At 39.3% G+C, this 12,326-nt stretch carries 9 protein-coding genes and 1 tRNA gene; 3 read left to right on the top strand and 7 right to left on the bottom strand.

All coding sequences use genetic code 11. From position 1 onward, the window contains the following. Nucleotides 1-1,237: T9SS type A sorting domain-containing protein (locus BGO88_RS15940; protein ID WP_286707536.1), on the top strand; the 1,237-nt coding region annotated here is incomplete at its 5' end. Nucleotides 1,238-1,499: 262 nt separating this feature from the next. Here BGO88_RS15940 and BGO88_RS15935 read toward each other — a convergent pair. From BGO88_RS15935 to BGO88_RS15915, 5 genes are all read right to left on the bottom strand, one after another. After that, nucleotides 1,500-1,574, bottom strand: a tRNA-Val gene (locus tag BGO88_RS15935). Between the two features lie 105 nt (nt 1,575-1,679). Continuing rightward, nucleotides 1,680-2,900, bottom strand: a complete 1,221-nt coding sequence (locus tag BGO88_RS15930) for a bifunctional folylpolyglutamate synthase/dihydrofolate synthase (RefSeq protein ID WP_286707535.1) — start codon at nt 2,898-2,900, stop codon at nt 1,680-1,682. A gap of 20 nt (nt 2,901-2,920) precedes the next feature. Then, entirely contained in the window at nt 2,921-3,799 is an 879-nt protein-coding gene (locus BGO88_RS15925; RefSeq protein WP_286707534.1) for an energy transducer TonB, read from the bottom strand. A 71-nt stretch (nt 3,800-3,870) separates the two neighbouring features. After that, on the bottom strand, nt 3,871-5,097 hold the full coding sequence (locus BGO88_RS15920) for a Glu/Leu/Phe/Val dehydrogenase dimerization domain-containing protein (RefSeq protein WP_286707533.1): 1,227 nt from the start codon (nt 5,095-5,097) through the stop codon (nt 3,871-3,873). Nucleotides 5,098-5,183: 86 nt separating this feature from the next. After that, on the bottom strand, nt 5,184-6,251 hold the full coding sequence (locus tag BGO88_RS15915; RefSeq protein WP_286707532.1) for an anhydro-N-acetylmuramic acid kinase: 1,068 nt from the start codon (nt 6,249-6,251) through the stop codon (nt 5,184-5,186). 97 nt (nt 6,252-6,348) lie between these two features. On the opposite strand from BGO88_RS15915, the gene BGO88_RS15910 reads away from it, so the two are divergent. Then, a complete protein-coding gene (locus BGO88_RS15910) occupies nt 6,349-7,491 on the top strand; it encodes an acyl-CoA dehydrogenase (RefSeq protein WP_056069107.1) in 1,143 nt (380 codons plus the stop codon). A gap of 88 nt (nt 7,492-7,579) precedes the next feature. Next, nucleotides 7,580-9,994: a hybrid sensor histidine kinase/response regulator gene (locus tag BGO88_RS15905; protein ID WP_286707531.1), complete on the top strand. Its 2,415-nt coding sequence runs from the start codon at nt 7,580-7,582 to the stop codon at nt 9,992-9,994. A gap of 223 nt (nt 9,995-10,217) precedes the next feature. Here the strand turns inward: BGO88_RS15905 and BGO88_RS15900 are convergent, their stop codons facing one another. Next, nucleotides 10,218-11,564 (bottom strand): sigma-54-dependent transcriptional regulator, encoded by a 1,347-nt coding sequence (locus BGO88_RS15900; protein ID WP_286707530.1) that lies wholly within the window; start codon nt 11,562-11,564, stop codon nt 10,218-10,220. Between the two features lie 152 nt (nt 11,565-11,716). Then, nucleotides 11,717-12,010 carry a hypothetical protein gene (locus tag BGO88_RS15895; protein ID WP_286707529.1) on the bottom strand — a complete coding sequence of 98 codons (294 nt, stop codon included), beginning with the start codon at nt 12,008-12,010 and terminating at the stop codon, nt 11,717-11,719. Nucleotides 12,011-12,326 lie beyond the last annotated feature (316 nt).

Raw genomic sequence — 12,326 nt, 5'->3', positions numbered from 1 at the left:
GGCTTGCGACAGTTATACGTGGGCGGCAAACGGAACGACTTACGCAACGAGCGGAACCTACACCCATGTTACGACCAATGCCTCCGGATGTACAAACACCGCAACGCTGAATCTGACCATCAATAACAGCACGACATCAAGCCTTACCGAAACGGCCTGCGACAGTTATACTTGGGCTGCAAACGGAACGACTTACACAACAAGCGGAACCTACACCCACGTTACGACCAACGCTTCCGGATGTACAAACACCGCAACGCTGAACCTTACTATCAACAACAGTACGACATCAAGCCTTACCGAAACGGCCTGCGACAGTTATACGTGGGCGGCAAACGGAACGACTTACACAATAAGCGGAACCTACACCCATGTTACGACCAACGCTTCCGGATGTACAAACACCGCAACGCTGAACCTTACGATCAACAACAGTACGACATCGAGTGTTACCGAAACTGCTTGTGACAGCTATACCTGGGCGGCAAACGGAACGACTTATACAACGAGCGGAACCTACACCCATGTTACGACCAACGCTTCCGGATGCACGAACACCGCAACGCTGAACCTGACCATCAACAACAGCACGACATCAAGCCTTACCGAAACGGCCTGCAACAGTTATACCTGGGCAGCAAACGGAACGACTTACACAACGAGTGGAACGTACACCCATGTTACGACCAACGCTTCCGGATGTACCAACACGGCAATATTAAATTTAACCATAAACAATTCGGAATCTCCGGTTGGTGAATCGTCCCAGACAATAACCGTTGACGTTTCCGGTGATGCAACAATCTCTGATATTGTTATCAGTCCGTCAACTGTTGTTTGGTATGCATCTGAATCGGATGCAATATCAAATACTAGTCCGCTGAATGGCACTACAACTTTGGTGAACGGTGCTACTTATTATGCAGTCTATACGACTAGTCAAGGCTGTAGAAGCATTCCATATCCGGTAACGGTTTCAGTTGCATTGGGTACGAATTCTTTTAATGATACGAAACTTAGTTTTTATCCAAATCCAACTTCGGACGTGCTGTACATTAAATATAGCCATACAATTAATACTATAAGTGTAAATAATGTATTGGGCCAGGAGGTATATGCCAAATCGATAAATGCGAATGACGGAGTAGTGGAATTTTCGAATTTACCGTCAGGGAATTACTTTGTTAAGGTAACTAGTGGTGATTTCGCTAAAATTATTAAAATTATAAAAAGATAAATAAAACAATTGCTTAATAACTAAATCCCAAATTCTGATAAGAGTTTGGGATTTTTTTATGATGCAGTTAGTAAGTAAACAAGTCTGAAAGTAAAGATAGGTGCCTGGATTGACAGATGTATTGTGAAGGTCGGGAGAAAGCTGTTAGTGGGGTTTTACTTTTTTAGCCATTGCTGAAAACAAACATCCTGTGGCAAAATTTATAAACGTTGTGCCAAAGAAAAAGCCTCACTAGGATTTCCTGGTGAGGCTTAAGTTTCTGTGGGCGATGAGGGATTCGAACCCCCGACCCTCTGGGTGTAAACCAGATGCTCTGAACCAACTGAGCTAATCGCCCTGACTACCTCACATCATTTTGATTATTGTAATGGTGTTCGGTGAACTTGTTTGCGAGTGCAAATATAGACTGTTTTTTTATATCTGCAAACAATATTCGTAAAAATTATAAAATTTCTGCCACTACAAATGTGCTTCCGCCAATGTAGATAAAATCCGTTTCAGAAGCATTATCTAAAGCGTTTTTGTAAGCTTCTGCAACAGAGGAGTATACTTTTCCGTTAAGTCCAAAAGTTGCTGCTTTTTCTTGTAATGCTGTTGCGTCTAGTCCGCGGGGAATATTTGGCCTGCAAAAATAATATTTGGCATTTTTTGGAAAAAGAGGCAGTACATCATCCATATCTTTGTCGTTTACAACACCCAAAACAATGTGCAGAATGTCAAATTTTTGACGAGCAACCTGTTTCATAACAATTTCCAGTCCGTGTTTGTTATGGGCTGTATCGCAAATTATCTTAGGAGCTTCTTTTAATTGCTGCCAACGTCCTTGCAATCCGGTGTTTTTTATGACATTCCAGAATCCGTCTTTTATATTTTCTTCTGAAATTAGAAAATTACCCTGTGACTGCAGTGCGCGAACGGCCTGTAATACGGTTTTCTTATTTTGTTCCTGATAATCTCCCGTAAGGGTAGAAGGGAAGGTAGTGTTGATTAAATCGGAAGCGAAGTATATTTCAGACTGCATTTCTGTTGCTCTTTTCTCAAATACGGGTCTCGTTTCTGTAGTATATTCTCCAATAACTACAGGAGTTTTTGGTTTGATGATTCCGGCTTTTTCAAAAGCAATCTTTTCCATCGTATTGCCTAAAAACTGTACATGGTCCATCCCGATATTGGTAATAACAGAAAGTAAAGGAGAAATGATATTGGTGGAATCCAATCGCCCGCCCATACCCACTTCAATAATGGCAATATCTACCTTTTCCTGACGGAAATAATCAAAGGCCAGTCCAACGGTCATTTCAAAAAAACTCAACTGGTTCTGTTCAAAAAAAGATTTGTTTGCAGCGATAAACTGTATCACAAAATCTTCTGAGATTTCTTTGCCGTCAATTTTTATTCTTTCCCTGAAATCTTTTAAATGAGGAGAAGTATAGAGTCCGGTTTTATATCCGGCTTCCTGTAAAATCGAAGCCAGAAAATGAGATGTAGAGCCTTTTCCGTTAGTTCCGGCTACATGAATTGTTTTAATGTTCTTTTCCGGATGATGAAGATGGTTGGCTAATAAAACAGTATTGGTCAGGTCTTCTTTGTAAGCCGAAGCGCCTTGTTTTTGATACATTGGCAGCTGGCTAAACATCCAGTCTAAGGTTTCGGTATAGGTCATCAGGAGATGATTTCAGTAATTTAATTTAAGCCGAAGTTATAAATGATTTTACCAACCTGGCGGTCAGGGGCATCACTGCTTGCCTGCCATTTGGTTCTCATGGCGGCTTGTTTTGCCTGGTCTCTTAAACATTTGGCTGTAATGGTAGTTCCCTTGATTCCGGCTGTAGCGCTAATGGTATTGCCGTTTTTATCTACAGACACTTCAACAACAACAACCCCGGTTTCATTACTGCAATCGCTGTTGGGCATTGGTTTTGACAAAGCTTTTCGGTTTCCTAACGAATAACCGCCTCCGCTTCCGCCACCAGAGCCTGGTCCGCTTCCCGGTCCATTTCCGGGACCGTTACCCGGTCCGTTTCCGCCTCCGGTTCCTCCGCCAGAGCCACCATCACCATAATAATTGTTGGAATTTTTATCACCATTCTGCTTTCCTTTATTTCCCGATATTCCATCGTCACCATCACCGCCTTTATTGGCACCACCCAAAATGCTGGAAAGTGCATCATTTGTGGATTTGGATGGTTGTTGTTTTTTTTCAGTCGGAGTAATGGTTGGTTTTTTGACTTCTGTTTTGACAGGCTTTTTTGTTTCGGTAACAGAAACAGCATCCTCATCAGAGTCTTGCGTCAAAATGTCTTCCTGTGAGCTGGCTGTTGGCTGTGGTGCTGATTTTGTCGTTTGGGTTACTTTTAAAACCTCACTGGTATAATCAGCACCAGAACCAAACTCACTATCGCCAAAATTTACGGTCACGCCTCCACCTCCGCCTCCGGCAAGTTCCTGGATTCTTTCCTCAGTAGCAAATTTGATCAGAAACAAAAGCAATAGCAGCAACGCAAACAAAGCTGTTGTGATGGCTAAGGACTTTTTTTGTTCGTCAGAAAGGGTGACATTCATAGTTTTTGCGAATTATGCTTGATAAAGATAACGTAATTATCGAAAAAATGTTATCTGAATACTATCAATAATTAGACCAACTGTTTTAGGGCAATTTCGAAAGCAGTGGCGCTGATGTTTTTCTTGTCAGCGTTCAGGTCATGCGCTTTCTGGATTGCATTTTTGATGGTTTCAGAAGTATCGCTAAAGATAGCTTCGTCTGTCATCTGTACTTTTTTCTCCATGAAATAAGCAAATACCCTTGCCATTCCGCAGTTTGAAATGAAGTCAGGAATCAGGCTTATCTTTTTGTCGGCAGCTTCCATAATCGGGCCAAAGAAAATCTCTTTATCAGCAAACGGAACGTTGGCACCACATGAAATCACTTCCAATGCGGCAGCCGCCATATTGTCTAATTGCTCTTGAGTAACCAATCTTGAAGCAGCACACGGAGTGAAGATTTCAGCACCGATAGTCCATATTTTTTGGTTGATTTCAGCAAAGGGAATCATATTGTCAGCTACAAGCTGGTTGCCGTTTTTATTAACGAATAAATTTCTGATTTCTTCAAAAGTAAAACCGTTTTCGTTGATAACTCCGCCATCTCTGTCGATAATACCCACGATTTTCGCTCCCGAATTAGCCAGGTAATAAGCCGCGGCAGAACCTACATTTCCAAATCCCTGAACGATGGCTTTTTTACCTTTGATGTTTCCGCCGTAGATGTCATAGAAATGACGCACCGCTTCCGCAACACCAAAACCGGTAATCATGTCGGCTACTGTATATTTTTGGTTTACATCAGGAGAGTAGATAGGATTTTCGATAACTTTTACAACACCTTGACGCAATTGTCCGATTCTGTTGATTTTATCAGCTTCGCTTGGTTTGAAATGTCCGTTGAAAACTCCTTCTTGTGGGTGCCATACACCGCATTCTTCAGTCATTGGAATTACTTCGTGGATTTCATCAACATTCAAATCGCCTCCGGTTCCGTAATAGCTTTTCAATAAAGGAGAAACGGCTTTATACCACCTTTGTAAAACGCCTTTTTTTCTTGGGTCGTTCGGGTCGAAATTGATGCCGGATTTAGCTCCGCCAATTGCCGGCCCTGAAACTGAAAATTTTACCTCCATGGTTTTTGCCAAAGAGAGAACCTCATTCACGTCAAGTCCTTTTCTCATTCTTGTTCCACCTCCGGCAGCACCACCGCGAAGCGAATTGATTACTGTCCACCCTTCGGCTTCAGTTTCGGAATCTTTCCAGTTGAATATTATTTCAGGCTCTTTATTCTCAAATTTCTTAAGTAAATCTTTCATTATATTGTATTATTTGTATGTTGTTTTTTATTGGTTTGCAAATATAGTTTTAAAAGCATCAATGCGCAAAGTTTTAGAAATTCCGTTTAAGGCAGGAATATTTTTCCGGAACTGTGGTCGTGTTTGGCTCCGGTCACGCTAGCCAATACATTCACTTCATTTCGCAGTTTTAAAATGCCAAGCAAGGCGAAAATCAGCGCTTCTTTATATTGTACTGTTTTGTCATCCGGCACTTCGAATTTCATTTCAGGCAAATGGAAGGCCATTCTCTCGAGTAAAAATTCATTATAGGCGCCACCTCCGGTTACCAGAAGGTTTCCTGTTTTTTTAGGAACGGCTAACAAAGTCTGTATAGCGATATGCTCTGCAAAAGTCCGCAATTTGTCTTCTATGGAAATATTATGTCTTTCCATCATTGGCAGTACGATTGTTTTTACAAACTCATAGCCAAGGGATTTAGGATAGGCCTGAGCATAAAAATCAATGTTGTTAAGTTCCTGCAATAATAGTTCGGAAATAGTTCCGCTTCGGGCAATCGTTCCTTTGTCGTCATATTCATAACCTAATAGGTCGGCATAAAAATTAAGTACCGTATTGACAGGAGAAATATCAAATGCGATTCTTTTACCATCCTGTTCAAAGGAAATATTAGAAAAGCCGCCAAGATTCAGGCAAAAATCATATTCGGGAAACAGGAAACGGTCACCAATTGGAACCAATGGAGCTCCCTGTCCGCCATAATCCACATCCTGTACGCGGAAATCGCAGATTACTTTCTGATTGGTAAGTTTTGCTATTTCCGGAAGATTTCCAATCTGTAAGGTAAAACCGTTTTGGGGCTGGTGCAGGATTGTATGTCCGTGAGAACATACACCATCCAGATTTTCCAACTGATTTGCTGCAATAAAATCAGAAATCACATTCCCTAATAATAAGGTATAATCTGTATTTAGTTTTTCGAGTTCTTCTAGTGAAAAATCTACTGCTTTTTTTAGTCTGTAAACCCAGTCTTCCGTATAAGGAACTGCCTTGGTTTCCTCAATTTGATAGTGCCAGCGGTTTTCCAACCGACTAAAAATTATATGGGCCAGGTCAATACCATCCAAGGATGTGCCTGACATAACTCCGATAACGTTATAGTTTTCTTTAGCCATAGCGCCAAAATTAGGCAATCTTATTGAAAATTTGATATTTAATATTTACATTTGGGCGCACAAAAACAATAAAACGGCAAATAATACCTTTAAAATTATGGATTTTAAACTAACCGAAGAACATCTGATGATTCAGCAAGCGGCAAGAGATTTTGCTCAGGCAGAACTGCTTCCAGGTGTAATTGAAAGAGACGAACATTCAAAATTCCCAACAGAACAGGTCAAAATGATGGCCGATTTAGGTTTCCTTGGAATGATGGTTGACCCGAAATATGGTGGAGCCGGATTGGATAGTGTTTCTTATGTTTTGGCAATGAAAGAAATTGCAAAAGTAGATGCTTCGGCAGCAGTAGTAATGTCTGTGAACAACTCACTTGTTTGTGCAGGTATAGAGAAATACTGCAATGAGGAACAAAAACAAAAATACCTTGTGCCTTTGGCTAAAGGTGAAGTAATAGGAGCTTTCTGTCTTTCTGAACCGGAAGCCGGAAGTGATGCGACTTCTCAAAAAACAACAGCAATTGACAAAGGTGACCATTACCTTTTGAATGGTACAAAAAACTGGATTACTAACGGAGCTACAGCTTCTACTTATATTGTAATTGCTCAAACCGATATTGAAAAAGGACATAAAGGAATTAATGCTTTCCTTGTTGAAAAAGGATGGGCTGGTTTTGAAATTGGCCCGAAAGAGCAAAAAATGGGAATTCGCGGTTCTGATACACATTCTTTAATGTTTACAGATGTGAAAGTTCCAAAAGAAAACAGAATCGGTGAAGAAGGTTTCGGATTCAATTTTGCAATGGCGGTACTGAATGGAGGAAGAATCGGAATCGCTTCTCAGGCACTTGGAATCGCAGCCGGAGCTTACGAACTGGCATTGAAATACTCAAAAGAAAGAAAAGCTTTCGGGAAAGAAATTTCCAAGCACCAGGCCATTGCTTTTAAACTGGCAGATATGGCAACGCAAATCAGTGCGGCAGAAATGCTTTGCCTGAAAGCGGCTTGTGAAAAAGATGCTGGACAAGACATTTCACAATCAGGAGCAATGGCAAAATTGTTTGCTTCTCAAACAGCAATGGATACTACCATTGAAGCGGTACAGATTCATGGCGGTAACGGATATGTTAGAGAATACCATGTAGAAAGAATGATGCGTGATGCAAAAATCACCCAGATATATGAAGGAACTTCAGAAATTCAAAGAATCGTAATTTCAAGAAGTATCCTGAATGCATAAATTTGTCAAATTTTGACGTTAAAAAAATCCGGCAGTTTCTGCTGGATTTTTTTTTAACAAATTATTTTAAAATACTATCTTTATCCTCATGAGTCAAAAACCGAGATCTTTAAAAGTAAAAGTTATTATAGGGTATTTGTTGCTTTTTGTAATAGCCGCTTTGTCGGTCTGGTTTATCTATTCTGAAATCCTAAAAATTGCCACTCCCAGTAATAATGCCAATGCAGACAGCCAAAAGGTAATCCGTGTCAGTAATGCTATTGCCAGTTTATATGCTTCTGAAACTGTCGGGAGAAACTCAATATTGACAGGTTCTAAAGCCGATCTTAATGAATATACTAAGCTGCTTGACAGTATAAAATTAGAGATTGAAGCTATAAAGTCAGAAGCCGATAAAACACAGCTTCCCAAACTGGATACGATTCAATACCTCTTGCAGCGAAAGAAAAACAGTATCAATGAAATTATAGAATTCAGGAGATATCTCGATACAAGGGCAACCTATAAAAGAGCCGAAAGAAAGGTATATTACACTAAAGATTCATTGGTCAAAAAAATAAAACCGGTGCAGTTTTCGGGAAGACAGCAGTACCGTTCGTTTTTAAACGAAGTACTTACGAAAAAACAGCTGGATTCTTTGAGCAAACTGCCGCTTTCCAATGATTCACTTACTATGGCTATTCAAGGAGCAATACGGAAAGAAGCTTCAAGAGAAATTGATAAACAATATGAATTAGTGGGAAAGGAGCAGAAAATGCTTGATGAAAACCGATATATTTCCGACCAGCTCCGAACCGTACTTTCTTCTTTAGAAAAGCAGATGTTGGAAAAATCATATGCAAAAATTAATGAATCCAAACGGGCTATTGATAATACAATCCAAACTATTGCATGGGTTGGTGCCATAACATTCTGTCTCCTGATTGTTTTTGGTTACATAATAATAAGAGACCTTACTATAAACCAAAACTACAGAAACCAGCTTGAAGCGTTAAATGCGGAAAAAGAAGACCTGTTGCGAAGTAAAATGATGCTTTTGGCTACCGTTACGCACGATATACAGACGCCATTGGGAAGCGTTATCGGTTTTTCAGACCTGTTAAAAAATACCGATGTTAATCCAAAACAGTTACAATACTTAGATAATATAAAACATTCTTCAAATTATATATTAAAGCTGGTTAATGATTTGGTGGATTTCTCCAAATTGGAAAACAACCGCATTAATATTGAGAAAGTCAGCTTTAATTTTAAAGACCTGATTGAAAGTACCTGCAAACCATTAGAGCCAAATGCAGAGAATAAAGGAATAGAGCTCAATTGGGATGTGGAAGAAGTATTGGATGACAATTTTATATCAGATCCTTACAGGCTGAAGCAAATTTTGACCAATCTGATTTCAAACGCTATAAAATTCACCCAGGAAGGATCTGTTGAGGTTCATGCCAGGGTAGAATCGGCCACCATTGTTGTTTCTGTAATCGATACCGGAATCGGGATTGCAAAGAACAAGCAAAAAGCGGTTTTTAAAGAGTTTACGCAAGCGCATGCCGGAATAGAAAAGAAATTTGGAGGAACTGGTCTTGGCTTGACGATTGCGAAAAGAATGCTACAGCTTTTAGATGGAAATATCGTGGTAGATAGTGAAGAAAATAAAGGTTCCATATTTACGATTACGATTCCGGCTATAAAATCGGAAGCTGAGGCTGTTGAGGTTGGTGTTCCAAATTTAGATTCGGAAACGGAATTTTTGAAAGACAAAAGAATTTTGATTGTTGATGACGATGCGATGCAGCTTTCGCTTATGAAAGAAATTTTCGCGAATTATCCAGTAAAAGTGACTACACTGGTTGACGCAGCCAAAGTGAGAAATCTGTTGGAGCACGAACAATTTGACCTTGTCCTGAGCGATATACAGATGCCTAATATTGACGGATTTGAATTAGTGAGAATTATTCGCAATAACAATAATCCGGAAGTAGCAGCTATTCCTGTAATTGCCTTATCTGGTAAAAGAAACCTTAATCCTGAAGATTTTACAAGCAAAGGATTTACGGCATTTCATCCAAAACCATTGCGCCTGGAAGAGTTGTTGCTTCTTATGAAATCCATATTTAATGGAAAACCCGTAGACGTTGCTGTTCAGGTAGCGGAAGCCAGAAAAGATGAAAAATTATTTGACTTGTCAAGCCTGAATAAGTTTACCCAAAACGATCCGGTTTCTTTAAAATTAATTGTGGATACTTTTATTGCCAGCGTTTCCGAAAACACCGAAGCGTTGCGACAAGCTACCTGTGAAATGAACCTGAAAAGGATGTCGGAAGTTGCCCATAAAATGATTCCGATGCTGAAACAAATGGAAGTATATTCAATTTCAGACCTCTTAGAACCAATAGAAGACCAGAGTTTGGAATACGATAAGGAAGAAATGGAAAAGTATGTAGCAATTATTTTCCAAAAATTATCAGTCCTTATTTCTGAATTGGAAAAGGAAATTAGTTAAAGAGATGCTAAGTTGCTAAGGTTCTGAGTTACTAAGGTCGTGTGTTTTGTTTGCGAAATAAGAAGTTATAGAAAACGAGCTTTTCACACCTTTTATAATTGATATAGATTTCCTTAAATCCGCGTCTAAAATGAATTTCTTAGGTAGATTTGAAGTTAGCTTGTCAAATAGGGTACTTAAGTACTTAGCTGCTGAGATACTAAGTCGCTCAGCAACTAAAAAACTAAAGGTCGATACTGTATAATTTCAATTTGTTATAAAGCGTTTTCCTATCGATATTCAGCAATTTAGCCGCTTTGGTTTTATTGAAGCCTGCTTTTTCCAAAGCTGAGCGTATAGCCGATTCTTCATTTTCTTTCGAATAATACGGAATAGCGTTTTCCTGTTCAATGGCAGAACGCATTTCCTGTGGCAATACGTCAATAGGAACAGAATTACTCTTGGTTAATAATACAGAACGTTTGATGGTGTTCTTCATCTCACGTAAGTTACCCGGCCAGTCATAATTCATAAATAGTTCAATGACTTCGTCATCAAAACCCTCGATGTTTTTTTCAAGGTCGTCGTTAGCCAAAGCCAGAAAATGGTGTGCGAAAACCATGATATCCTGTTTCCTTTCACTCAGTTTTGGAGCCTGAATGCAGAATTCATTCAGCCTGTGATAAAGGTCCTCACGAAAATCACCTCGCTTCACTGCTTCTGAAAGGTCTTCATTGGTAGCGGCAATAACACGAATATCAACCTTAACCTCATGATTGCTTCCTACCGGTTTTACTTTTCGTTCCTGTAACGCACGAAGCAACTGAATCTGGACTTCATAGGAAAGGTTTCCTACTTCGTCCAAAAATAAAGTCCCGCCGTTTGCCGCTTCAAAATGTCCCGTTTTATCATTAATGGCACCTGTAAAGGAGCCTTTTATGTGTCCGAAAAATTCGCTTGAAGCAAGTTCTTTAGGAATGGCACCACAATCCACAGGAATAAAAGGCTTGTCCTTTCGTTTGCTCTGTGTGTGAATGGTGTGGGCAATATATTCTTTTCCTGTACCGCTATCACCAATAATGAGTACCGACATGTTGGTTGGCGAAACAAGACTGATGTATTCATGCAGCTGATTGGATGTCGAGCTGCCCCCTTTTACAAAAGCAAAATCAGAAGTTTCCTTTTTATCTTTTTTTTCAGCGACAGGTTGTTGTTCCGGTTTTTCGAGCCTCTTTTTTAAGGCCTGCTCTATAGTATGGAGAATTTCGTCAGGATTGATAGGTTTGCCTACATAATCGTAAGCTCCCATTTTCATAGCACTGACCGCTGTTTTAATATCCGTATATCCGGTCATTAAGACAACCTGGGTTTTAAAAGAAGTTTCTTTTATATATTTTAATATCTGAATACCGTCACTGTCAGGCAATCGGATATCTGTAAGGACAACATCAAAAATTTGATTTCGTATCGCTTCTTCAGCTTCTTTCGCGTTGAAAGCGTTGGTAACATCATAACCTTTTTTTTGCAAGAAGGTTTTCAGCATTACGCAAAAAGACGTGTCATCATCAATCACCAAAATTTTCGAGCTCATATTGGGGTATAAATGTTTTCACAAATTTAAAATTTTAAACCAATTTTAAATGTTAATATATGTTATAATATAAAACAATAAAGGAGATGCCCCCACATCTCCTTTATATTGCGAAGAATTATAAATTCTTCCTTCAACAAACTTAACTTAAACTATGCTTCTTTTATAAACTCACCTGTAGCCGTGAAATAAGCCGTAACGGTCTTGTCATCTTTAGATAGGACCAGCTTGTATTCTCCGTCGCTAGCAACGTGCGCTTCCTTTATTGTATATCCGCCATATTTTGAACTGATGGTTTTTAAAACATCAGCCGGAATAGCAGATGGTTCAATAGGTTTATATTGTTTTTCCTGGGTTACGGAAATTTCATTTGTCGTTTTATCTAATGCCGCAGCGTTTACTCCAAAACTCAATATTAATGCGGCTAATACTAAAATCTTTTTCATAACAATTTTTTTGTGGTAATAGCTGTGTTTCTTTTTCGATTAGTTAATAGAAAGAAATGTGCCATTTTGAGAAAGTAATGCGAATTATATGTAAATACCTGTAAATCAATAACATTCTTATGTTTTGAATTATTGTGGAATATGGGGAATCTGTGTAAAAGTGTGGAATTTGCTCCTAAAAAGTGTGGAATTCAACAATTTTAGTGGCATTTTGAGAATGTAGGAAAAAGATGATTCTCTTAATAAAGCATAAAATTAGTGAGAAAATCTATGACAAATGATGCCAGAATAGGTTCTATGGTTGGACAGAGTGGGG

The organism is Flavobacterium sp. 38-13, from assembly GCF_001899155.1.
In the GTDB taxonomy this organism is placed as follows: domain Bacteria; phylum Bacteroidota; class Bacteroidia; order Flavobacteriales; family Flavobacteriaceae; genus Flavobacterium; species Flavobacterium lindanitolerans.
Note: the sequence above shows the minus strand (reverse complement) of the source record. Positions and strands in the feature narration are given on the sequence as shown.

What these genes read in the sequence shown, in the direction of transcription:
- BGO88_RS15910 (WP_056069107.1), top strand. Translation starts at nt 6,349, where the DNA reads ATGGATTTTAAACTAACCGAAGAACATCTGATGATTCAGCAAGCGGCA.
- BGO88_RS15925 (WP_286707534.1), bottom strand. Translation starts at nt 3,799, where the DNA reads ATGAATGTCACCCTTTCTGACGAACAAAAAAAGTCCTTAGCCATCACA.
- BGO88_RS15930 (WP_286707535.1), bottom strand. Translation starts at nt 2,900, where the DNA reads ATGACCTATACCGAAACCTTAGACTGGATGTTTAGCCAGCTGCCAATG.
- BGO88_RS15920 (WP_286707533.1), bottom strand. Translation starts at nt 5,097, where the DNA reads ATGAAAGATTTACTTAAGAAATTTGAGAATAAAGAGCCTGAAATAATA.
- BGO88_RS15915 (WP_286707532.1), bottom strand. Translation starts at nt 6,251, where the DNA reads ATGGCTAAAGAAAACTATAACGTTATCGGAGTTATGTCAGGCACATCC.
- BGO88_RS15895 (WP_286707529.1), bottom strand. Translation starts at nt 12,010, where the DNA reads ATGAAAAAGATTTTAGTATTAGCCGCATTAATATTGAGTTTTGGAGTA.
- BGO88_RS15905 (WP_286707531.1), top strand. Translation starts at nt 7,580, where the DNA reads ATGAGTCAAAAACCGAGATCTTTAAAAGTAAAAGTTATTATAGGGTAT.
- BGO88_RS15900 (WP_286707530.1), bottom strand. Translation starts at nt 11,564, where the DNA reads ATGAGCTCGAAAATTTTGGTGATTGATGATGACACGTCTTTTTGCGTA.